The sequence below is a fragment of the Dermabacter sp. HSID17554 genome, from assembly GCF_003989295.1.
GTDB lineage: Bacteria > Actinomycetota > Actinomycetes > Actinomycetales > Dermabacteraceae > Dermabacter > Dermabacter vaginalis.
In genome coordinates this window covers 89,531-112,935 of record NZ_RBLW01000003.1, presented here as the reverse complement: position 1 = coordinate 112,935, position 23,405 = coordinate 89,531, and the positions used below count along the sequence as shown (strand labels likewise).

General features: G+C 61.9%; 19 protein-coding genes. 12 read left to right on the top strand and 7 right to left on the bottom strand.

Annotated features, from left to right (window positions below; genetic code table 11):
* Positions 1–191 precede the first annotated feature (191 nt).
* The 6 genes from D8M36_RS06155 to D8M36_RS06130 all read left to right on the top strand — a co-directional run bounded on the left by D8M36_RS06155 (position 192) and on the right by D8M36_RS06130 (position 7,441).
* On the top strand, positions 192–1,502 hold the full coding sequence (locus tag D8M36_RS06155) for a carboxylate--amine ligase (protein WP_126847583.1): 1,311 nt from the start codon (positions 192–194) through the stop codon (positions 1,500–1,502).
* Positions 1,502–2,251 carry an aspartate/glutamate racemase family protein gene (locus D8M36_RS06150; RefSeq protein ID WP_126847581.1) on the top strand — a complete coding sequence of 250 codons (750 nt, stop codon included), beginning with the start codon at positions 1,502–1,504 and terminating at the stop codon, positions 2,249–2,251. Before D8M36_RS06155 ends, D8M36_RS06150 begins: the two co-directional genes overlap by 1 nt.
* 230 nt (positions 2,252–2,481) lie before the next feature.
* Complete coding sequence (locus D8M36_RS06145; protein ID WP_126847564.1) at positions 2,482–3,729, top strand: aminopeptidase P family protein; 1,248 nt, start codon at positions 2,482–2,484, stop codon at positions 3,727–3,729.
* Positions 3,730–3,845: 116 nt separating this feature from the next.
* Positions 3,846–4,688, top strand: a complete 843-nt coding sequence (locus D8M36_RS06140) for a creatininase (RefSeq protein WP_126847562.1) — start codon at positions 3,846–3,848, stop codon at positions 4,686–4,688.
* A 38-nt stretch (positions 4,689–4,726) separates the two neighbouring features.
* Positions 4,727–6,481, top strand: coding sequence for a BCCT family transporter (locus D8M36_RS06135; protein ID WP_126847560.1), 1,755 nt, complete (start codon positions 4,727–4,729; stop codon positions 6,479–6,481).
* 75 nt (positions 6,482–6,556) lie between these two features.
* Positions 6,557–7,441 (top strand): IclR family transcriptional regulator, encoded by an 885-nt coding sequence (locus D8M36_RS06130; RefSeq protein WP_126847558.1) that lies wholly within the window; start codon positions 6,557–6,559, stop codon positions 7,439–7,441.
* Here the strand turns inward: D8M36_RS06130 and D8M36_RS06125 are convergent.
* The 6 genes from D8M36_RS06125 to D8M36_RS10345 form a co-directional block, all read right to left on the bottom strand.
* Positions 7,438–9,066: a glycoside hydrolase family 13 protein gene (locus D8M36_RS06125; RefSeq protein WP_126847556.1), complete on the bottom strand. Its 1,629-nt coding sequence runs from the start codon at positions 9,064–9,066 to the stop codon at positions 7,438–7,440. The two genes, D8M36_RS06130 and D8M36_RS06125, sit on opposite strands and share 4 nt — an antisense overlap.
* Before the next feature lie 64 nt (positions 9,067–9,130).
* Positions 9,131–11,080 carry a glycoside hydrolase family 13 protein gene (locus D8M36_RS06120; protein WP_238638403.1) on the bottom strand — a complete coding sequence of 650 codons (1,950 nt, stop codon included), beginning with the start codon at positions 11,078–11,080 and terminating at the stop codon, positions 9,131–9,133.
* A 7-nt stretch (positions 11,081–11,087) separates the two neighbouring features.
* Complete coding sequence (locus D8M36_RS06115) at positions 11,088–11,984, bottom strand: sugar ABC transporter permease (RefSeq protein WP_126847554.1); 897 nt, start codon at positions 11,982–11,984, stop codon at positions 11,088–11,090.
* Between the two features lie 24 nt (positions 11,985–12,008).
* Positions 12,009–13,592 (bottom strand): ABC transporter permease subunit, encoded by a 1,584-nt coding sequence (locus tag D8M36_RS06110; protein WP_126847552.1) that lies wholly within the window; start codon positions 13,590–13,592, stop codon positions 12,009–12,011.
* 118 nt (positions 13,593–13,710) lie between these two features.
* Positions 13,711–14,604 carry a sugar ABC transporter substrate-binding protein gene (locus D8M36_RS06105; protein ID WP_238638402.1) on the bottom strand — a complete coding sequence of 298 codons (894 nt, stop codon included), beginning with the start codon at positions 14,602–14,604 and terminating at the stop codon, positions 13,711–13,713.
* Positions 14,595–14,981, bottom strand: a complete 387-nt coding sequence (locus tag D8M36_RS10345; protein WP_238638401.1) for a hypothetical protein — start codon at positions 14,979–14,981, stop codon at positions 14,595–14,597. The genes D8M36_RS06105 and D8M36_RS10345 overlap by 10 nt, the downstream gene beginning before the upstream one ends.
* 207 nt (positions 14,982–15,188) lie before the next feature.
* On the opposite strand from D8M36_RS10345, the gene D8M36_RS06100 reads away from it, so the two are divergent.
* Genes D8M36_RS06100 through D8M36_RS06090 form a run of 3 tightly spaced genes read left to right on the top strand, consistent with a single transcriptional unit; the run spans position 15,189 to position 18,093 of the window.
* Entirely contained in the window at positions 15,189–16,190 is a 1,002-nt protein-coding gene (locus tag D8M36_RS06100; RefSeq protein WP_126847550.1) for a LacI family DNA-binding transcriptional regulator, read from the top strand.
* Positions 16,191–16,195: 5 nt separating this feature from the next.
* On the top strand, positions 16,196–17,296 hold the full coding sequence (gene trpS, locus D8M36_RS06095) for a tryptophan--tRNA ligase (protein ID WP_202974876.1): 1,101 nt from the start codon (positions 16,196–16,198) through the stop codon (positions 17,294–17,296).
* An 8-nt stretch (positions 17,297–17,304) separates the two neighbouring features.
* Positions 17,305–18,093, top strand: a complete 789-nt coding sequence (locus tag D8M36_RS06090; protein ID WP_126847549.1) for an SIR2 family NAD-dependent protein deacylase — start codon at positions 17,305–17,307, stop codon at positions 18,091–18,093.
* A gap of 18 nt (positions 18,094–18,111) precedes the next feature.
* Here D8M36_RS06090 and D8M36_RS06085 read toward each other — a convergent pair whose 3' ends face one another.
* On the bottom strand, positions 18,112–18,651 hold the full coding sequence (locus tag D8M36_RS06085) for a GNAT family N-acetyltransferase (protein ID WP_223845681.1): 540 nt from the start codon (positions 18,649–18,651) through the stop codon (positions 18,112–18,114).
* 158 nt (positions 18,652–18,809) lie between these two features.
* On the opposite strand from D8M36_RS06085, the gene gcvT reads away from it, so the two are divergent.
* From gcvT to gcvP, 3 genes are all read left to right on the top strand, one after another.
* Complete coding sequence (gcvT, locus tag D8M36_RS06080; protein ID WP_126847547.1) at positions 18,810–19,931, top strand: glycine cleavage system aminomethyltransferase GcvT; 1,122 nt, start codon at positions 18,810–18,812, stop codon at positions 19,929–19,931.
* A gap of 78 nt (positions 19,932–20,009) precedes the next feature.
* The gene (gcvH, locus tag D8M36_RS06075; RefSeq protein WP_065247596.1) at positions 20,010–20,378 is read left to right on the top strand and encodes a glycine cleavage system protein GcvH; all 369 of its coding nucleotides are present in this window, start codon (positions 20,010–20,012) and stop codon (positions 20,376–20,378) included.
* Between the two features lie 23 nt (positions 20,379–20,401).
* Positions 20,402–23,395: an aminomethyl-transferring glycine dehydrogenase gene (gcvP, locus tag D8M36_RS06070; RefSeq protein ID WP_126847545.1), complete on the top strand. Its 2,994-nt coding sequence runs from the start codon at positions 20,402–20,404 to the stop codon at positions 23,393–23,395.
* Positions 23,396–23,405 lie beyond the last annotated feature (10 nt).

Here is a 23,405-nt window from a genome sequence, read left to right as displayed (position 1 = left end):
GCTCGCGAACCCGTAGGCGGGCGCGTGACCACAACGCTTCGCACTTCGAGACTATGTGTCCTATGTTTCGGGGCGGTGAACGCCATCCCGGAGTTTTCCCGGAATCGCGTGCGGGGAGAAAGGCCTCAGTTGCGCGAAGTCACGCGCGCGGGAACGCAACTGAGACCTCGAGGCTCGATATAGTCGCGGCTATGGTGCACACGGAAAATTCGCCGGAAGCGGCGGCCTTGCTCGATATACAACCGGTCATTGTCGGGGGTGACATCGGCGCTTACTCACTAGCGCGCGCCTTTCACGAGGCGTACGGGGTCAAGTCGATCGTTGTGAGCGCGAAACTCGGTTGGCAGATCGCGAGGAGCGCGATTATTGACAACGTGTTGTGCGAGGATCCCATGGACCCCGAAGTGCTCGCGTCGTCGCTCACTGCCATCGCCGAGAAGATCAGGCGCGCGCGGCCGGACGCTCACGCCATCGTTTTGGGGTCCGCTGATGCCACGGTCAAATCCATCATCCGGGTCCGTGATGAGCTCGGAGCAATGGACCCCACGTGGATCGTGCCGTACGTGGGTCTCGAGGCGTTCGAGGCTGGGACCGAGAAGAACAACTTCACGCGCCTGTGCGAAAAGCTCGGTGTCGACCACCCCGAAACGGTGATCGTCGATCTCGCAGCGGGGGTGCCGGAATCATTCGACCTCCCCTTTGACTACCCCGTAATCGCGAAACCGGCCGACGTTTCAGCCTGGAAGCGAACGAGTTTTGTCGGGAAATCCAAGGTCCACACTGTAGCGAACGAGCAGGATCTCCATGCACTTTTTGCGAAGATCCACGGGGCCGGCTATCGCAAAGCGATCATCGTCCAGGATCTCATTCCCGGGGACGATCAAAACATGCGCATCCTCACCGCCTATTGCGACCGTGACTCCCGTATTCGGTTTGCCTCGTGGGGGCGGACGCTGCTCGAGGAACACACTCCAGGCGCCATTGGTAATCCCGCAGCGATCGTCTCGGGCGTCAATCGCGAAGCCGTGGCGCAGGCCCAAAAAATTGTGACTGAGCTCGGTTGGACCGGCTATGCGAACTTCGACCTCAAGTATGATCCGCGAACGGGTCGAACCGTGTTCTTTGAGCTTAATCCCCGACTCGGCCGCTCTAACTACTACATCACCGCAGCTGGCCACAATCCTGTCACCTACTACGTTAACGAGCACGTCCTCGATGGCCTCGGGGAGCCGGGGGAGATTGTTCAGGACCAGCCCGAAACGCTTTACACCGTGGTGCCGGTGGCCCTGGTCAAGCACTACACCCGCGACCCCGAATCACGCGCGATCCTCGAGCGTGTACTCAAGGCGAAACGTGTCAAGAATCCGCTCAATTACCGCGGCGTCGAAAAAGACCCGAAACGCTGGTTCTACTACTATGCGGCGCTCGTGAACTACGTGAAAAAATTCCGCACGCACTACAAACCCGATTATGCAGACGTGCAGGCTTCGGGGGAGAAGTGATGACGGTGTGGCAGACCCCTTTCGTAGGGGTGCTTGGAGGGGTGGGCCCAGGGGCGACCGCCGTGTTCATGGACGTCCTTGTGCGAGCGACCGCTGCTCGAGCGGACCAGGACCACATTGATTGCATCGTGATGCAGCACGCCAGCACCCCCGATCGTACGCGCCATATCCTCGACCCTGAGCATGAGGAGGACCCGGGCCCCGTGCTTGCCCGCGATGCGGCGTTTTTGGAGAGTGCGGGAGCATCGTTTCTTGTGCTGCCTTGCAACACCGCCCATCACTACGCCGAAGCGATCGATTCCGCGGCGGAGGTAGACCTGCTATCCATCGTCGAGGTCACCGTCCGAGCCGCCGCTAAGCGTCTTCGCGAGCGCCGAGCAGAGGAATCGCCGGTGGCGATCTTTGCGACTGAGGGCAACATTCACGCAAACGTTTACCAAGATGCGCTAGCACGAGCGGGTCTCACGCCGCTGGTTCCCGACCGCGACGTTCAAGAGGTCGTGAACTCTCTCATCTACGACCAAGTCAAAGCCGGCCGCCCCGTTGACCTCCCTGCCCTTTCAGGCATTATCGACGCAATGGAGGCAGCTGGCGCCGGTGCTGTGATCCTTGGATGTACCGAATTGAGTTTGATTTTTGACAAGGAATCGATGTCAAGCGACAGGCGCATCGTTGACTCGCTGCGTGAGCTCGCAAAGGCGACGGTCAAGAAGGCAGGCAAGCGGCTCACTCTTGCCTTCGCTCATTAGCAATTTTTCCTTTTCCTGTGACATTCACAGCAGAGACGTGCATACTGTTAGTGCAACAGGGTTGCTGATGATGCAACGGTGATGGTTGTGGATTCGGCGCTCTCGCGCAGCGGCCGGGAGTCCGGCTGTACCGATCGCACGATGCTCAACGCAGCGCATTCGCGCGATCGTACATACGCAGTGCTGCGTACCGATCCGCGACGATGTCGCGTGAGAAGAAGGAGAACTCCATGACTGAGAAACCCGCTACCTCCGTATCCGAACTCGAAGCCCTCAAGACCATCCAGAACGGCGAAAAGCAGAAGCTCACCTTCTCCGACGCCGAAATGGAACGCCGCATCGGTGGCCTTCGCGAGATCATGGCCGCGAAAGACCTCGATGCCGTTGTACTGACGAGCTTCCATGGCATCAAGTACTATTCCGACTTCCTTTTCACCTATTTCGGGCGCCATTACGCCTTCGTCGTGACGCAGGAAAGCACGTGCACAATCTCTGCGAACATCGACGCGGGAATGCCGTGGCGCACGAGCTACGGTGACAACATCGTGTATACCGACTGGAACCGCGATAACTACTACGAGGGTATTCGCGAAGCGCTTCGTCGCGCGGGCGTGAGTGCGAAGCGCGTGGGCGTCGAGGACGATTCGCTGCCCGCCCTCCTGCGCGGGCGCCTCGAAAATGCCCTCAATGGTGCGGAGCTTGTGGATATTTCGCTCGAATCAATGCGCCAGCGCATGTTTAAGAGCGCCGAAGAGATTGAGGTCATCAAGCATGGTGCGCGCATTGCGGACCTCGGCGGTGAAGCGATCCGCGATGCCATTCGCCCCGGTGTGACCGAGTATGAGGTCGCCCTTGCAGGTACCGAGGCGATGGTGCATGAAATCGCGAAGACTTTCCCGCATCGCGAGGTGCGTGACACGTGGGTGTGGTTCCAGTCGGGCATCAACACCGATGGCGCGCATAACTGGCCAACCACCCGCAAGCTCGAGGCGGGCGACATTCTCTCGCTCAACTGCTTCCCGATGACCTCGGGCTACTACACGGCCCTCGAACGTACTCTCTTCGTGGGAGAGCCGAGTCCCGAAGCACGCCGCTACTGGGACATCAACGTGGAGGTTCACGAGGCAGGTCTCGAGCTGATCAAGCCCGGTGCCGTATGTAAGGACATCGCGGCCGAGCTCAACAAGATCTACGTGGACTACGGGCTTCTTCCGAACCGCACGTTCGGTTACGGTCACTCGTTCGGCGTTCTCTCCCATTACTACGGTCGTGAGGCCGGCCTCGAGCTTCGCGAAGACATCGACACCGTGATCGAACCCGGCATGGTGGTTTCGATGGAGCCCATGATTACTATTCCGGAAGGACAGCCGGGCGCCGGTGGCTATCGCGAGCACGATATCGTCGTGGTCGGCGAGGACTCGACGGAAGACATCACGAAGTTCCCGTACGGGCCTGAGAAGAACATCATCCCGGCCTGAGGTTTCGCATTGTGAGCTAGTGCGCGGCGCGGCCACCACATCGTGGCTGCGCCGCCTACGCTTTTCATCAGATGCGCCCATATCGATTCATCCCGCCCCATTTCCAGGAGCCAACAGTGCACATCGACCCGACCGTCCTTGACGCCGCCGTGACCTCAAGCCCCGAACGCGACCTCGCATTTACCGCAGCTCCCGAATATGCCTCGTGGTGTCAAAAGCGCTCCGTCGTGCTCATTCCCGTTGGTGCTCTCGAGCAGCACGGCCCCCACATGCCACTCGGCACCGATGCGCTGCTCTCGCACGCCATGGCACGCGGCGTATGCGACCTCATGAATGCCAAGGCCGATGCTGAAATCGGCTCCGCTAAAGTCGCCCAGCCCTTCGTGTACGGATATAAATCCCAGCAGAAGTCCGGCGGGGGGAATCACCTCCCCGGCACAATTAGCCTCGATGCCCACACTCTCACGACCTACGCACGTGACATCACGCGCGGTTTTCTCGCGCAGGGGGTAAGCAGCGTGGTGTTCGTCAACGGCCATTACGAGAATTACCAGTTCCTCTACGAAGGCGTGGACCTTGCCCTTCGAGACCTCGGGATCGTGCAAGGGGCCGAGCGCAGCGCGCTCTTGCTTAGCTATTGGGACTATGTGGATGACTCGACGCTCGCGAAGGTATATCCCGACGGCTTCCCAGGATGGGACATCGAGCACGGCGGAGTTCTCGAAACTGCCCTCATGATCCGCCTTTACCCGAGTCTCGTGAACGAATCCGCGATGATCGATCACCCCGCGGCTGATCTACCTCGCTTCGACCGTCTCCCCGTCGTGCCCGAACGTACGCCCGAAACGGGCTGCCTCTCGTCACCGCGAGGAGCAAGCCGCGAAAAAGGAGAGTGGCTCTTTAGCGCCGCGACCTCCGCGATCGCTGCTGACCTCCTCCAAGAACTGAACCTTACCTAAGCGCCCAAAGGCGCCCGCCCTCAACGAAGGACAGAACTATGCCCCGACCGAGAAAGCCCGAACCGGATCAGGTAGGGCCAGAGCAATCACACGAGGAACCGAGTACCCAGACCACGGAGGTACAGCTCCCTCGCTTCCGCGGTTCGATCATCCCGCCTATTGATTCCCTCATTATCAAGGCGCTGCCACCGGTTCTCATCGTGTGCGTGGTGGTCGCGGTTGTCGTGAATCCCGACGGAACCGCGAACGTGATCGACGGGCTCCGCACACACATCACGGCGGGATGGACCTGGTACTTCGTCGCATACTCGGTGCTTGCGGTAGCACTGTGCGTGTGGCTCACCTTTTCCAAGCTCGGCAAGGTGCGGCTCGGCGGCCCGAAAGCGAAGCCCGAGCACTCGGCTTTCGCGTGGTATTCGATGCTCTTCGCGTGCGGTCAAGGCATCGGCCTTATCTTCTGGTCGCTCGCCCAGCCCATCATGATGAAGGAGGATTCGGCGATCCTCCCGATCACGGGGAACCCTGGTGAGGGCGGCATCGTGTGGACGTACTTCCACTGGGGTTTTACCGCGTGGGCCATTTACGGCGGTATCGCCGCGTGCCTCGCGTACTCGCACCACAACCTCGGCAAGACCCTCACCTTTAGGGAGGCCACCGTCGACATCCTTCCAAAGAAGGCCCAGCGACCCGCGGGTGTGGTCATCGAGATGCTCGCGATCATCGCGACCGTCCTCGGTCTCGCCACGAGTTTCTCGTTCGCCGCCATCCAGTTCTCTTCGGGGCTCAGCTCGCTTACGAGTCTCGAGAGCGGCAACACGGTGTGGCTCATCGTCATCGCCGTATTCGCTGTTCTTGCCGCGTTCTCCGCCTTTATGGGAGTGGATAAGGGCATGAAACGCATTTCTGAGCTCAACACGATTCTTTCCGTTGTGCTCGTGCTCGGCGTGCTGCTTTTCGGCCCCACGGTCTACATCCTCTCGAACCTCGTGCAGACCTCGGGAAGTTTCATCAGCAACTTCCTTTCGATGAGTTTCTTTACAGCGCCCGAACTTACGATGACCCCGATCGATTCGTGGCAGGACAGCTGGAACGGCTGGTGGACCGTGTTCATCTGGTGCTGGGTGATCGCGTTCAGCCCCTTCGTTGCCGGCTTCATCGCGCGCATCTCGCGCGGCCGCACGATCCGCGAGTTTGTCGTGGGCGTGACCATCGTGCCGTCGATCATCGTCATGGTGTGGGTGGGCATCATTGCCTCGGCCGGGATGTTCTACGACGAGAAGAGTGGGGGTGCCGTCACCGAAGCGGTGGGTATTGATAACGCGGCGGGTCTCTTTGAGATGCTCGGCATGATTCCCTACATCGGCACGATCCTCATCATCGTCGCGACCGTCCTCGTGGGCACTTACTACGTCACCTCCCTGGATTCGGGTACGTACGCGCTCGCGGAATTCGTGAACGCCCCGAAAAAGGCGAGTAGCGCCTTCAGGGTTGTGCTTGTCGTCTCGATCGCCGTCGTCGCAATCGTGCTTCTTTCGCTCGGCTCCGATTCGGTTGTGGACACCGTGCAGACCGGCACGATCATCGGCGCGTTCCCCTTCTCGTTCGTGGTGCTGCTCATGATCATCAACCTGTTCAGGCGTTTGCGTCATCGCGACCGCGAAACCCGCTTGCTCGAGCGTGAGGTCAACGATCCCGAGGTACGCCCCGAGGACTTCACGGTCGACGAGCATGGCCTCCCGCTTCCGCCGGAGGAGATTCCCGACGACATCCCGGGCCTTCCCGAGAAGTCATAACGCTCATCACAGTACTTGCGAGAGGGTCCCCGCTTTGCACAGGGGCCCTCTCAAGGTGATTAGCATGGAGCCGTCATGACGAAAGCGACCACGAACACCGCGCCTCAGGCACCGCGCTCGAACTCCACGATTTCGACCGTCGCGGCCATCCTTCGATGCTTTACCGTCGATGAGCCTGAATGCGGCGTCACCGAAATTTCAGAAGCCGTCGGACTCCATAAGTCGAGCGTGTCCCGCACACTCCGCACGCTTGAGGCCGAGCGGATGGTCTCCCAGAATCCCGAGACGAAACGGTACCGGCTCAGCTGGGGGCTCTTGTCGATCGTCGGCCCTCTTCTTTCGCACCTCGACCTGCGCTCGCTCGCGTACCCGGTCATGAAAGATCTCGTTGCGCACACCCGCGAGACCGTCTCCCTGTGCGTCTTTGACGGGGTGGAGGCGATCGTGGTCGAGCAAGTGCAGGGCACAGAGATGATTCGCCACGTGACCCCGATCGGTACGCGCTACCTTTCACTCGAACACGCGACGGTGCGTGTGTTCCATGCGTGGCGCGGGGGCGAGGCGGGGCTCAAGACTGCGGGGGTACGTGAGGCACAGCCCGAAGCAGCCGGCTGGGATCGTGAGCAATACGAGAAGCGCCTTGAAGACATCCGCCAAGACCAGGTCGCCGTCAATAATCGTGATTCAAACGACGACGAAATCGGCATTGCGAGCCCCATTTTCGATCACCGAGGCGGCATCGTGGGGGCCCTGCTGCTCGCCGCGCCGGCGTTTCGCACGCCGAATGCACGCCTCGATTCCCTGTGCCCAGCCGTGCGCGAGGCGGCGGAGAAAATCGGCAGAAGCATGGGATTTACGCCCGAAAACTTCAGTGAAAAGCAGCGGGCGCCGGTCCCGGGGCTTCCCGGTTCCGACGCCTGCCAGCTCAGCATCGCGCCTTTAGGCGCACGCGGTGCTTAGTTTTTGATCCACACTGTCGAGTTCGCGGCGAGAGTATTCTTCGCGTCCGGGACCGAGGCGAAGAGGACCTCGGCACCTGCGGGAAGCGGTGCGTCCTCACTGGTCGTGTTGACGAGCACCGTGACGGGGCCCGACGTGAGCGAGAGGATGCCCTCGCCGAGCGAATCGTTGATGGTGACGTCGGTGCCTTTGCCGAGCTCGAGCTCGCGACGCAGGCGCAGAGCCGTGCGGTACATCTCGAGCGTCGAATCGGGCTTTCCAGCCTGCTGATCTGCGGCGAGTTCACCGAAGATTTCGGGCTGGGGGAGCCACGCCTCGCCCGTCGGCGAGTAACCGTAGGCGGGAGCATTCTTTTCCCAGGGGAGCGGCACGCGGCAGCCGTCGCGGCCCGGAACACCAGCACGCTTGTGGGCTGGGTCTTCGCGCAGCTCGTCGGGGATGTCCGCGACCTCGGGAAGGCCGAATTCTTCGCCCTGGTAGAGGTACGCCGATCCGGGCAGGGCGAGCATGAGCGCAGTCGCGGCGCGTGCGCGGCGCACGCCGAGCTCGAAATCGGGCTTTTCCTCGCGCGAGAGGCCCTCGCCGAAGCGGTAGCCGTGATCGAAGCCGTAGCGGGTCGCGTGGCGGATCGTGTCGTGGTTCGAGAGCACCCAGGTCGTGGGGGCACCAACCTCGTTCGCAAACGTGAGTGGCTCCATGATCGCCGACGTGAGAGTCTCGACGCTCCAACCGGCCTGAAGGAAGCCGAAGTTGAAGATCTGGTGCATTTCGTCGGGGCGAACGTAGAGGTGCTGACGGTTCTTCGGAACCCACGCTTCGGCCACCATCATGCGATCGCCGTCGTACTCGTTCATGATTGCGCGCCACTCGCGGTAGATCTCGTGCACGCCATCCTGATCGAAATATACGGGGATGTCTTCGTCATCGCCCGTATCGAGCATGGCGGTCTCCTTGACCTCGGGAGCATCGGGAAGTCCCTCGGGCTTGACCATGCCGTGCGCGACGTCGACGCGGAAACCGTCGGCCCCCCGGTCCATCCAGAAACGCAGTACACCCTCGAAAAGCTCGTGGACTTTGGGGTTCTCCCAGTTCCAGTCGGGCTGGGACGTGTCGAAGATGTGGAGGTACCACTGGCCCGGCTTACCGTCGGCCTCCGTCACGCGCGTCCACGCGCTACCGTGGAAGATTGACTGCCAGTTGTTTGGCGGGAGCTCACCGTTTTCGCCCTTGCCGTCGCGGAACATATACATGTCGCGCTCGGGGGAGCCGGGCTTCGCCGCGAGGGCCTTTTGGAACAGCTCGTGCTGGTCGCTCGAGTGGTTCGGAACGATATCGACGATGACCTTGATGCCGAGCTCGTGTGCGCGGGCGATGAGAGCGTCGGCGTCGCTAATCGAGCCGAAGCGTGGATCAACGTCGGTGTAATCGGAGACGTCGTAGCCGCCGTCCTTCTGTGGCGACGTGTAGAACGGGGAGAGCCACAGGGCATCGACGCCCAGATCCTTGAGGTAGTCGAGTTTTGCGGTGATACCGGGCAGGTCGCCCATGCCGTCACCGTTTGCGTCAGCGAACGAGCGCGGATACACCTGATAAACAACGGCGTCGCGCCACCATTCGTTGGCCATGTGGAAATCCTCCTTGGGTTGTACGGGGTGCCCGCGAGGTGCGGGCGGGAACAGTTGGGGCGGCTCAGTGGCCGCGAGTGGGTGCGGCCGCGAGGGGCCGCATGGGGGTGATCAGGAAGCCTGCGCGTTCGGCTCGCAGCGTTATGGTCTGGTCCGACGCTTGCCCACCGCTTACTGCACTCATGGTCTCAAGAGAGATGCCGGGGGAGTGTACGGCGTCGCTGTCGTGCTCGCTGGGGGAGGTAAGCACGAGCGATTCCGGAAGAGCGATGTCGTCGTGTGCTGCACGTGCGAGGTGAACGAGCACGGGCTTGGTGCGGTCGGTGCGCATGAACGTCAGCGAGTCCTCGCCTGCGTGTAGCCAGCGCAGCCCCCCGCTTTGTAGAGCCTTGAAGGCGCTGCGCGCAGCGAAAACCGCGGCCGTGAGGTCGCGCCAGTGCCGTTGGTGCTCACGGAGGGTATCCGTATCGATAGCGGTCCACGGCATGGGCGTTCGCGAATGCTCGCCGTTATTACCCTCGAGTGCAAGCTCGTCGCCAGCGAACAACGTGGGGACACCAGGCAGTCCCACGAGAGCGCCGAGCGCTGCCGCGTGACGATCGGGATCGCCGAAAACGGTGCGGCTGCGGGCAGTGTCGTGCGAGCACAGCTGGTTTTGCGAGTGTAAGCGCGCTTCGTATGTGAGCTGAGCATTGTAATCGCGCAGCGTGGCGAGCACCGCTTGCGTGGACAGTTTCGGCACCCCCATGGGAAGGCCGAGCCAATTCACCGTGGATTTTTCGGGGCTGAGCCACGCCCACAGGGGCTTCGTGAAGCCCGTGTAATTCATGGCGCCATCCCAGCCGTCACCGGGAAGGTCAGGTGAAGCATCGTGGAAATGCTCCGCCACGAGCCACGTGTCCTCGCGCATTGCTTCGCGGATGTCGCGGGCGACCTCATGGGTGAGATCCTGCTCGCCATGACGGCCCGTCATGTTCGCGACGTCGATGCGCCAACCATCCACGTTAAACGGGGGCGCGAGGTAGCGGCGCACTACCGAGTTCTCGCCCTCATACATGCGCTCGCGAAGAGCGGCACTGTCGTAATCGAGCTTCGGAAGCGAATCAATGCCGAGCCAGCCGTCGTAGCGATCGGGGTGCTCCGTAAAGAAGTAGAAGCCCGCTTCTTCGCTCGTCGCGTCCGCTTGCGCCTTCTTGAACCACTCGTGCGTGTTGCCAGTGTGGTTCGTTGTCAGGTCCATGATGATCTTCATGCCACGCTCATGCGCGGCTTCGGTGAGCGACACGAGCGCCTCGTTGCCACCGAGTAGTGGATCAACCCGGTCAAACGTCGAGGCGTCGTATCGATGCGCCGACCCCGCGGGGAAGATCGGGCACATGTACACAACGCTCACGCCGAGATCTTTGAGGTAATCGAGCCGTTCCTCGAGTCCCTTCAAATCGCCGCCATAAATCTGGCGGCCATTTTTTTCACCGTTTTCCTCGCATGGCTCCTCCCACTGCATGGGAAGTGCCCACTCAGCAAGCGCGTCTTTCGGAAGCTTCCCGCTCGAGGCTGAGCGTGCAAACCGATCCGGGAACACCTGGTACACGATCGCGCCCTCGAGCCACTCGGGTGCCTTCGAGCCACGCGCGAGATACGTGAAATCGTGGGCGTCGGACACGTCGTGGTCGGCGATTCCGGCGGCCGTGAGCCATTCATAGGCGGGACGATCGCCCTCGCGCCCGGAAATAAGGAAACGATATTTCGTCACGGGGTTGCGCGCGAGAAGCTCGGCCTCAAACCAGTGCCCGGCACCGTCGGAATTGCCCGAGGTGCATGTGACCAATCGCGGCTCCCCGTCCACCACCTGGCGCAAAACAACCGTCGGATTCTCCACCGAATCCGGAACCCATACGCGAAGCGTAACGGACGCACCGAGACTAGCGGAGCGGGACGGCACCCCCGCGCGCGAACTGTCATGAAACGGTTCGCGCGCGAGAAGGGTGCCCGTGGAATGAGCGGGAATCTCCACGCGGGGATCAGCCCTTCACCGCGCCGGCGGTCGAGCCGCCAACGATGTACTTCTGGAGGAACTGGTACAACGCGATGACCGGGATCATCGTCATCACAGCGCCAGCGGCGAAGATGCCGAGGTTGTTCGAGCGGTCACCCTGCAGCATGCCGTAAAGGCCCACGGCGAGGGTCTTCTTGCTGTCATCCGTGAGGAAGATCGAACCGAGGAGGAAGTCGCTCATGACACCCACGAGGGAGAGCACAAACGTCGTGGCGAGAATCGGCGTGAGGGTCGGCACGAGAATGCGCCAAAACACCTGCCAGTGACTCGCGCCATCAATGATGGCAGCTTCGTCGAGTTCCTTCGGAACAGTGTCAAAGAAGCCCTTGATGAGCCACACCTGACCGAGCGAACCGCCGAGCATCACGATGATGTAGCCCGGAAGCGAGTTGAGACCAAGGAACGGAATCGCTTGACCGAGATCCGCGATCATCGTGTACACCGCGATCATCGAGAGGATCGCGGGGAACATCATGACGAGCAAGAGCGCGAGGAGACCTCCGCGGCGGCCCTTGAACCGCATTCGGCTAAAGGCGTAGCTCGCAAGCAGCGACAGAAAGATCTGCGTGAACGACACGACCGCGCAGACGATGACCGTATTCAGGGCCCACTGCAAGAAGTTTCCGCGTGCGCCGCTCAGGAGAGTCTCGAAGTGCACCAAACTGAACTGAGTTGGGATCACCGAGGTCGAGCTCACCGTGCCAAGCGGATTGAGCGACGCCGAAATGACATACAGGATCGGGATTGCCGCGAAAACCATCGCGCCGATGCCCACGAGGTGGCGCCAACCGATTTCAAGGAACCAGTGACCAAACGGCATCTTGTTGGTGCGCTGGAAGCCTTCGGGATTTTTCTTAGCCATTGTTTTTCTCCTACCCCATGCGCCCTAGTTGATGTCCTCGAGCGCGCGCGTCGCGCGGAACTGCAGCGCGGCGAGCAGACCCGTGATGAAGAACAGTGCGACCGACACCGCGGAAGCGAAACCGAAATCGGCGCCGGAGCCGCCGAACGCGAGGCGGTAGATCATCGAGATCAGGATGTCGGTGCCACCCGCGGTGTAGTTGTTTCCGATGAACGGGCCACCGGCCGTGAGCAGCTGGATCGCATTGAAGTTATTGAAGTTGAACGCGAAGGATGAGACGAGAAGTGGTGCCACCGCGACGAGCAAGAGCGGGGCGATGACCCTCACGGTTGTTTGGAAACGGCTCGCGCCATCGATGCGCGCAGCTTCCTTGATGTCCTCAGGAATCGACTGGAGTGCGCCCGTGCAAATAATGAACATGTAGGGGAAGCCCATCCAGAGATTCGTGAGAAGCACGGCAACCTTCGCCATGGTTGGATCACCGAGCCAGTTGATGTCGAGGTGCAACAGATTGTTGATGAGGCCGAAGTCTTTGTTGTAGAAGTTCGACCAAATGAGGAGCGAAATGAACCCCGGAACCGCATACGGAAGAAGCAGGAACGAGCGGTAGAGCCGCTTCCCCTTCAGGCGGTCGTCGTTGAGGACGAGCGCGAGGAAAAGCCCCAAGATAAACGTCGTGGCGACGCTCAGGAATGCGAAGGCGAGGGTCCACAGGAACACCTGGAAGAACTGCGCGCCGATTTTGGCATCGGTGAACAAGCGCGCGTAGTTATCGAGACCGATTCCTTGAAGCCAGCCCTGGGAGAGGGCCTGACCGGTTTTATCGCTCACGAAACGATCGCTACCGTTCACGTTTTTGACCGACCAGGTCTCACCGGTCTCGGTGTTCTTGATCGTGTCGGACGCCTCGTCATAGCGCATGACCTTCGTACCCTCGAAGGCCATCGTCGGAGTGAGCAAGCGGATCGCCTCGGTATCGCTCTTTTCAACGGCGATTTGCAGGATCTTCTGTCCCGCGGCGTTGATCTCTTGGTTTGAGAGGATGTCAACCCCCGTGCCCGCCTCCACCACGCGCTTGTTCTCGACCTTGACATCGGCCGGATCGACCTTTTCAAGGGGCTTTTCAGCGCTTCCCTTAAAAATGTCGCCCGTTTCGGGATCGACGAAGTACAGCTCGAAGGGGCCGTCGGCGGCGGTGCCGGTCGTCGCAACGCTCGCGTTGAAGCGCGTCGAGCCCTCAACTTCCTTCACCGAATTGCCGGTGATCGAAGCGATTGCCTGCTCCTTCGTGCCGCGCGTGCCGTCACCGTAGTTCGTGAACGAGTAGTTCACGGTGAGGAGGATAGGCGTGATGAGGAAGACCAGAAGGAAGAACGTTCCCGGGAAGATGTACTTCGCGGGGATAAAACGCTTAGTCGAATAGATCACGAAGATCGCGATTGTGACCATGATGGTGATCGCGAGCCACATCCACAGCTTGAGGCCGATCAGCACGGGGACAAGCCAGCACGCGGTGGCGAGAACCGCGCCGAGGAAAACAATCTTGAGGATCAGGGGCAAAAGCGACGTGGAGCGTTCTTTGAACGCGGGCGCATCCGTTGCGGTCATGGGCGTGGACCCTTCCTAGAGGGGCGAAGTACGGGGCCACGCGCGCGGGCGAGGCGATGGGCCGAAGCCGGGTGCCTCACTCGCGCGCGTGAGAGTCACGGGAGATTGCCCGCGGGGATCAGATCTGCGACTTGATCTGTTCGCCCGCGGATTCCATGGCGTCCTTGGGGTCGGCGCCCTTAACAATGTTCGCTTGAGCAATGCCGAGCGGCTGCCACACGGCAGCCATCGCGGGGATCGCGGGCATCGGCAGCGCCTTCGAGGCGAGCTCGGCGTTCTTGATCATGTCGGGATGCTCGCCCGCGAGCTTCTCCTGGATTTCCTTGTTGACCGGGGGAAGCGGGTTGATCGGGAACATTTCCTCGATCACGGTCGAATCCTCGGCGATCGACTGGAGGAACGTTTGGGCGTTGACCGCGTTCTTACCGCTCGCGGCAACGAAGAAGAGGTTGACACCAGCGAACGGCTCGGCCGGGTTCATGCCTTCGAAGCCGGGAATCGCACTCATCGTGTAGTCCATACCGGCCTTCTGGATGTCTGCGAGTGCCCAGGGGCCCGAGATGAGGTAGGCGGCTTTGCCGTCGGTAAAGCGCGCGATCGAGTTCTCGCCGGTAATCGAGGTCTTGAGGACACCCTCGGCGCCGAGTTCCTTGAGCTTCTCGCCGGCGGCAATCGAGCCTTCCTTGCCCACGCCGATGTCTGAAGGATCCGCGTCGCCCTCGGCGGTCTTACCGAAAAGGTAGCCGCCACCCGACGTGTAAAGGGGCTCCATGTGGTAGGCGTCGCCTTCTTCGCCAATCGGAAGGGAGAGGATGTCTTCAGCACCCGAGGCCTTGCCGGCTTCAACGAGTTCCTCGATGGTCTTCGGTTCGGGAACGTCCGTGAGGGCGTTGTTCGAGTAAAGGACGAGGGTTTCGACCGCGTAGGGGAGGCCGTAGACCTGACCCTCGTACGTCGCGGCCTTCATGCCGATCTCGTCGATGCTCTCAGTCGCCTTGGCGCTCAGCTGCACGGGGTGATCGCCGAGTTCTGGATGAGGTTACCGATCCAGTCGTGGGCCGCGAGGATCATGTCGGGGCCGTTACCGGCCTGGTTCGCGGTAATGAAGTTTGCTTGCGGATCCGTGGCAACGATCTGCACGGCGACGCTCATGCCGTTTGCTTCGCCCCACTTCTTGGCGGCGTCCTTCAGTGAGTTCGCCTTCTTTTCGTCGGTCCAGATGACGAGGTCCGCATCGGCGCGCTCGGGTGCTTCGGCTGCGCCGCCTTTGCCGCCATCAGAAGCGTTTGACGAGCCGGAGTTCGAGTTGTTGCCGCCGCAGGCGGCAAGGGCGGTAGCGCCGATGGTTGCTGCGCTCGCAGCGAGGAAAGTCTTGCGGCGAATCTTCACCGTGTTCTCCTTTGAAATGGTGGTCCCGCGGATGCGCGGGGCGACGGGGATCTGTCGTGGTTTCACAGTAGCGGGGAAACGAAAACTGTGCAAAAATAACCGAAATATCGCAAGAATCTTGCAGTAAGGTTTTTCTCCGCATGCGGGAGCGGAATTCTGGCACAGGCGCCCCTCGCACGCGAGAATTCTTCGGCTCGGAGGGATCGCATGGCAAAGGTGCGACTCATTGACATCGCGCGCAAAGCCCATGTGAGCGAAGCGACTGTCTCGCGCGTTCTTGCAGGAAAACCCGGGGTTAATGCCGCAACGCGCGACAAGGTTCTTTCAGTCGCCCGCTCACTCGGCCGAACGGACGATGCGCTTGATGATGTTGCTCCGCTCGTGGGCCTCGTCATGCCCAACATGGAAAACCCCATCTTCCCGCTCTTTCTCGAGCGGCTTGAAGCCGAGGCCTACGCTGCTGATCTCGAGACCCTGGTGAGCATCAACGCCCGCAGCGAGGAGCAAGAGGCGGCGTCAATGGAACGACTGATTCGCGCCGGCGCTCGTGGAATCGTGCTCGTTTCTGGTCAGCACGCTCACGATGAAACAAGTGTCGAGCATTATTTGGCCCTCGCCAAGAGAGGTATCAAGCTTTGCCTCGTCAACGGCGTACGGCCCGGCTTCGACGCGAGCTTCATCAGCACCGATGACTCGAAAGCCGTGTTCCTCGCCCTCGAACACCTGCGGCATCTTGGACACGCACGTGTGGGACTCGCGGTGGGGGATGAGCACTCGTGGCCAGTGCGCGGGAAAGTCGCGGCTTTCGAGGAGTATTGGCCGCACGAGTATGGATGCGTGGCCTACACCGACTTTTCGTTTGCGGGTGGATACCAGGCCGCCCTCGAACTCTACGATCAGGGCTGCACCGCGATGGTGTGCGGAAGCGACCAAATGGCGATCGGTGCGATTGCGGCGATTCGTGATCTCGGTTTGCGAGTCCCCGCCGACATGTCGGTCGTGGGATACGACGACATTCCTCTCGCGGCGCACCACACTCCCGCCCTCACAACGATTCGCCAGCCGGTGCCGGCCATCGCGCGTACGGCCATCCGCAACGTCAGCAGTGCCGCGGGGGAGTCGAGGCAAGCCCCGCGCGCGGTTTTCGTTGTGCGCCCGGAGCTCGTGGTTCGCCAAACCACCTCACCGCCCGCGAACACGATAGGCTAAAAAGCGTGAATACCACGGACTCTGCCCCCACGACCCATATCGCCGAAATCCCGAACAAGACCTACGAGGCGGCGCTTAGGCGCAATGCCCAGGTGGAAGAGCAACTCGCGAAGGACCCGTCGGTCTTTCGCATGCTCACGGGCGATCGCCCCACAGGTGCGTTGCATATCGGCCACTACTTCGGCACCCTCAAGAACAGGGTGCGACTGCAGCAGCAGGGGGTTGAGACCTGGCTCCTCGTTGCCGATTACCAGGTGATTACCGACCGCGATGTGTCGGGCGACATCAAAGGCTCGGTGCGCGAACTTCTCACCGATTATCTTGCGGCGGGTATCGACCCCGAACGCGCAACGATCTTCGCGCACTCTGGGGTTCCTGAGCTCAATCAGCTCATGCTTCCGTTCCTTTCGCTCGTCACGCAGCCGGAGCTTGAGCGCAACCCCACCGTGAAATCGGAGATGCAGGCCGCAGGCAAGACCGCCATGGGCGGCCTCCTCCTCACCTACCCCGTTCACCAGGCCGCCGACATCCTCTTCTGCCATGGCAATCTGGTGCCCGTCGGCAAGGACCAGCTCCCGCACATCGAGCAAACCCGCCTTATTGCGCGCCGCTTCAACGACCGCTTTGCGGGCGGGGAAAAGTACTTCCCGGAGCCCGACGCGCTTCTCTCGAAGGCCGCGGTGATCCTCGGTCTTGATGGCGACAAGATGTCGAAATCGCGCGGTAATTCGGTCATGCTCAAGATGACCGCCTCCGAAACCGCGAAGAAGATCAAGAAGGCGAAGACGGACTCGGAGCGCCTCATTACGTTTGATCCCGAAAACCGTCCCGAGGTGTCGAATCTCCTGACGATTACGGCCGAGTGCACGGATCGCACCCCCGAGGACATCGCCGAAGAAATCGGCGACAAAGGCGCAGGAACGCTCAAGGTGATGTGCGCCGATGCCCTCAACGCTCATCTTGAGCCCGTGCGCGCACGCCGCGCCGAACTCGAGGCTCACCCCGATTACCTCTTTGAGGTGTTGCGCGCCGGAACTGAGCGGGCACGGGAAAAGGCGGTGCAAACCCTCGATGAGGTTCGTGACCGCATGGGTATGCGGTACTGAGCGCACGCGTGAGCACTCGTCAGTTTGAACTTCGGCCCCACCACGAGCGCGTCGTTGCCCTCACGGGCGCGGGCCTGAGCGCCGCAGCGGGGCTCGCAACATTCCGCGGACCAGGAGGTATCTGGGAGGAGAATCCCGACCTCGAGGAAGCGATGGATGTGGATCGTCTTCCGGGCAACATCCCGATCCTTTGGAGGGTATGGGGGAGCGTTTTCGAGAAGGCGCTCATTGCGGGCCCAACCCCCGGTCACCGAGCTCTCGCCGCGCTCGAGGCCACGATTCTGACCCAGAACGTTGACGGGCTTCACCAGTTCGCCGGTTCGCATGAGGTCGCCGAGCTTCACGGGAGCGCGGGTGAGGCCGTGTGCCTGAATCCCGCGTGTACGTGGCGCGCGCACCTTGCGGTGCATCTCGACCACGCCCTGGATCCGTCTGAACCCGAGCATTACGGGGTGCCGCGCGAGTGCCCCGAATGCGGTGCGCTGACGCGGCCCGACATCGTCATCTTCGGTGAGATGCTCCCGAGCGGGGTGCTCGAGTACTCCGAATACGCGGCGCGTCATTGCGACGTTTTCCTCGCCGTCGGTACCTCGAATACCGTCGCTCCGGCCTCGCTGCTTGCGCCGCTCGCGCGCGCGTCCGGTGCGGTGACCGTGTGCATTGACCCGTACGCCGATTCGGCTCGACTCGCGGGCGTGTTCGACTACGTGGTGCGGGAGGATGCGCACACCGTGCTCGCACGATGGGCGGAACACCGGGTGCGCGAACGGCGCAATCCCTTCCTGGACCCGTTTTAGGCGCGTTTTGCCACGGTTTCACTGTTCGGGGTCCGACGACCGCTCGGCTCCCGTGTGCAGCGGATACTCCATGAGAAGTTGTTGGCTGCCGAATTCTTCGAACCCGCGGCGCACGCGGAACCCGATTCTTTTGAGTTGCTCGACCGAGCGCTTGTTTGAGGTTTGCACGACGGCGATCATGAGCGGCTCGTCGAGCTGCTCTTTCGCGAATTCGATGATGCGCTCAACGGCTTCGCGCGCGTACCCGTGCCCTACGAACTCGGGAAGGAGTGCATAGTTGATCTCGAGCTCGCCGCGGTCGTAGCCGAGGCTGACGATGCCGAGCATCTGATCGGTGGCGCCGTGCGCAATGATCCACGCACCCCACGTGTTGCCGAGCGGCGAGAGCTCGAGGGCTTGCCGCGAGCCAAAGTTGACGGCACCGCCGAGGTAGCGGCTCGCCGAGGGGTCGGTCATGAGTCGCACGTAGTCGCCCCGGTCCGCCTCTCCGGGTTCCCGGATATGAAGTCGTTCGGTGCGGAGCCGAACCGGCCAATAGGGTTCTTGTTCGCGTCTCACGCCTACTAGCTTAACTGTGACGCCTGAGACATTTCGAGGTGCTCGCGCATGGCGAGCACGTGATGTTTCGGTCGCGTTGATGTCACCGCAACTTGAACACCCCGCGAGGACGCGGGATACACCGCGCGAGATTCGCGCAAGAAAGGGCAGGAAACCCGATGGCCGAGCTCATCAATAGCCCGTTGTTCGCCGTTCACGAGCGCGAAGGCGCCTCGTTTACCGATTTCGCGGGCTGGAACATGCCCGTGCGATACACCTCGGACCTCGCTGAACACGCCGCCGTGCGCGAACGCGCAGGCCAGTTCGATCTTTCGCACATGGGAGAGGTGTTCTTTACCGGGCCCGAAGCTGGCGAGGCGCTCGATTATGCGCTCGCGGGCAAGATCAGCTCGCTCGAGGTGGGGCGCGCGAAGTACTCACTTCTCCTGAGCGAAGAAGGCGGAATCATCGATGACCTGATCGTCTACCGCCTCGCAGACGACCGCTTCCTTACTGTCCCGAATGCGGGCAACCGCCTCGTGGACGCGAAGACTCTCAAGGAACGCGCCGAGCGCTTCGATGTGGAGGTCACTGATCGCAGCGAGGAGATCGCCCTCGTTGCTGTGCAGGGCCCGAAATCAGCCGCGATCGTGCGCGCCTTTGCCGAGCGCGACGACGTTGAGGTCGATCTTGACGCGCTTGACGCTCTCAAGTACTACCGCGTGCTTGCGGGCACGTTTGAGGGCGAGGAGATCTTCTTCGCCCGGACCGGCTACACGGGCGAGGACGGCTTCGAGATTTACGTTCCGAACGCTCTCGGCATCAAGGCGTGGGAGGCATTCGCCGAGATCGGCGGCGAAAATATCCAGCCGTGCGGCCTCGCGTGCCGCGACACGCTCCGTCTCGAGGCAGGCATGCCGCTCTACGGACACGAGCTGACCCTCGACATCGTCCCAGCTCAGGCGGGGCTTGGTCGCGTCGTCGCCTTCAAATCCAAGGGCGAGTTTGTGGGCCGCGAAGCGCTCGAGGGGAAGGACTTCTCGGATCGCCGCACTCTCGTGGGCCTCAAAGCCGACGGTCGCCGCGCCGGCCGCGCAGGCTACATTCTTCGCGACGAGAACGGTGAGGAAGTGGGGGAGCTTACCTCCGGTGCTCTCTCGCCGACCCTCGGATACCCGATTGCCCTCGCCTACGTGGAGCCGGGCCTCGCGAATGAAGGTCAGGAGCTTTCGATCGATGTGCGCGGCAAAGCGCTCCCGGCAACCGTCGTACCACTCCCGTTTTACTCCCGCGCCAAGTAGTGCATGAGGCTGCCTACCAGGAGGCGGCCCGTAGGATTTTCACGAAGTTACGCTTCACACACTCTGAAAGGAACAAAGATGTCGGATCTGAAGTACAGCAAGGACCACGAATGGGTACGCGATGAAGGCGACGGCACCGCGACGATCGGCGTGACCGACTTCGCCGCCGATCAGCTCGGCGACGTCGTCTACGTCGATCTGCCCTCCGTCGGTGAAGAGGTCGAGGCCGGCACCGAGATGGGTGAGATTGAATCGACCAAGTCGGTCTCCGATCTGTTCGCGCCGCTCTCGGGCGAGGTCACCGAGGTGAATGAGGAGGTCGTCGAGAGCCCGGAGAAGGTTAACGAGGATCCCTTCGGCGAGGCGTGGCTCATCAAGGTCAAGGTCACGGAGACCCCCGACGACCTTCTCTCGGCTGAGGAATACACCGAACTGACCAGCAAGTAAAAATATTGAGGAGTTTCCCGTTCATGTCTGAACACCACAGCAACGTCGCTGTCGACGACTCGGCGATCGAAGGTCTTCACTCGTTTGTTCGTCGCCATGTCGGTACGACGAGCGACGCGCAAAAGACCATGCTCGAGGCACTTGGTCTCGACTCGCTCGCTGCGCTCCTTGAGAAGGCCGTGCCCGGCACGATCCTTCTCGACGAGGGCCTGGATTCCTTGCTTCCCGAGGGTGCGAGCGAAGCTGAGGCTCTCGAAGAGTTGCGCGCGCTCGCGAAAAAGAACACCGTGAAGCGTTCGCTCATTGGCCACGGCTATTACGGCACGTACACGCCGTCGGTCATCCAGCGAAACATCCTTGAGAATCCCGCCTGGTACACGGCCTACACGCCCTACCAGCCCGAGATCTCGCAGGGGCGGCTCGAGGCGCTGCTCAACTACCAGACCATGATCGGGGACCTCACCGGCCTCGAGATCGCGAACTCGTCGATGCTCGACGAGGCCACCGCGGCCGCCGAGGCGATGCTGCTTGCGCGTCGCGCGGCGCGAGGCAACAAGTCGAACGTGTTCCTCGTGGACACGGACGTTCTCCCCACGACTCGCGCAGTGCTCGGTGGCCGTGCCGAAGCGGTCGGCATCGAGCTTCAGGACGTCGACTTCGCAAAGGACGGCGCTCCCGAAGGCGAGTACTTCGGTGCGCTTTTGCAGTACCCGGGCGCTTCGGGCCGAGTGTGGGATCCGCGCGAGGTCATCGCCGCGGTCAAGGCGAACAAGGCGAAAGCCGTCGTAGCCGCTGACCTCCTCGCGCTCACGCTTCTCGCCTCGCCGGGTGAACTCGGCGCCGATGTCGCCGTGGGTAATTCGCAGCGCTTTGGTGTTCCGCTCGGCTTCGGCGGCCCGCACGCTGGCTACATGGCCGTCTCCAAGGGCCTTGAGCGCCAGATTCCCGGCCGTCTCGTGGGCATCTCGCTGGACGCGGAAGGAAACCCCGCTTACCGCCTCGCTCTCCAGACCCGTGAGCAGCACATTCGCCGCGAAAAGGCCACGAGCAACATCTGCACTGCCCAGGTTCTTCTCGCCGTCATGGCCTCGATGTATGCCGTATACCACGGTCCGGATGGGCTGCGGCAGATTGCGAGCGAGGTCGCGGGGCGCACCGCGTCGCTCGCGACGTGGCTCACGTCCAATGGCTTCCAACTGGCGCACGAGACGTTCTTCGACACGATCGAAGTGCGTGTGAACGGTAAAGCCGGCGTGATCGCTAAGGCGTTCGATGAGCGCGGTATTCTCGTCGCTCAGCCGAACGAGGACACGATTCACGTGAGCCTCGATGAAACGGTGACGCCTCGTGCGCTTCGCGAGATTGCCGAGGTTTTCTCGCAGTTCTCGCCCTCACACGTGGGGGATGTCGAACTTGAAGACTGGATCGAGCCCAAAGAGACCTGGGGTGAACTCACGCGCACCTCGACCTACCTCGAGGCGCCGGTGTTCAACTCGTTCCGTTCAGAGACCGCGATGATGCGCTACCTGCGCCGCCTTGCGGACAAGGATTACGCGCTCGACCGCGGCATGATTCCCCTCGGATCGTGCACGATGAAGCTCAACGCCGCAACTGAAATGGCCGCGATCACGTGGCCCGAGTTCAACGCGATCCATCCCGCCGCTCCCGCGAGCGACGTCGAAGGTTACGTCGAACTCATCACGCAGCTTGAGACGTGGCTCGCGGACGTCACGGGATACGACACCGTTTCGCTCCAGCCGAACGCTGGCTCGCAGGGAGAGTATGCGGGCCTTCTCGCGATCCGTGCGTATCACGCGAGCCGCGGCGAGTCGGCGCGAACCGTGTGCCTGGTGCCGAGCTCAGCGCACGGGACGAACGCTGCCTCCGCGGTGCTCGCGGGCCTGCGCGTCGTGGTCGTTGCGAGCGATGCCAACGGCAACGTGGACCTTGACGACCTCAAGCAAAAGATCAAGGATCACGCCGATGAACTCGCGTGCATCATGATCACGTATCCGTCGACCCACGGCGTGTACGAATCCGAGGTGCGCACGATCACGCAGCTCGTGCACGATGCTGGCGGTCAGGTGTACGTTGATGGCGCGAACCTCAACGCGCTCCTCGAAGTAGCGAAGCCGGGTGAATTCGGCGGCGACGTCTCGCACTTGAACCTGCACAAGACGTTCTGCATTCCGCACGGTGGTGGTGGGCCGGGCGTCGGACCCGTTGCGGCGAAGGCCCACCTCGCACCGTTCCTACCGGGCCACCCGGACATGCAGAACCCCGAACACCCGGTGATCGGCGGCGCAGACCGCACCCACGGTGGTGCGCCCGTGTCGCAGGCGCCGTACGGTTCCCCGTCGATCCTCCCGATCCCGTGGACCTACATCCGCCTCATGGGTGCGAAGGGTCTGCGCCATGCGACCGCCTCGGCGGTGCTCGCCGCGAACTACATGGCGAAGAGGCTCGGCGAAAAATTTGAGATTCTCTACCGCGGTGAGAACGGGCTCGTCGCACACGAATGCATCGTGGACCTGCGCCCCTTCACGGACCGCACGGGGATCACCGTCGACGATGTCGCCAAGCGTCTCATCGACTACGGTTTCCACGCGCCGACCATGAGCTTCCCCGTTGCGGGCACCCTCATGATTGAGCCGACCGAATCGGAGGATCTGTGGGAGATCGAACGCTTCATCCTCGCGATGCACCGCATCGCCGATGAAGCCGAGAAGGTGGTGTCGGGCGAATGGCCAAAGGACGACAATCCGCTCGTGAATGCCCCGCACACCGCGTACTCTGTGTCGCGTGAAGAGTGGGATCACCCTTACTCGCGCGACGAGGCGGTGTACCCGGGCGTGAACGCTGCGAGCGAAGCCGGCTACGACCCGGACTTCCACATGACGCAGCAGATGCAGTACCAGGCGAAGTACTGGCCGCCCGTGAGGCGCATCGACCAGGCCTACGGCGACCGCAACCTCGTGTGCTCGTGCCAGCCACTTGATGCCTACGACCAGGGCTGATAGCGCGGTG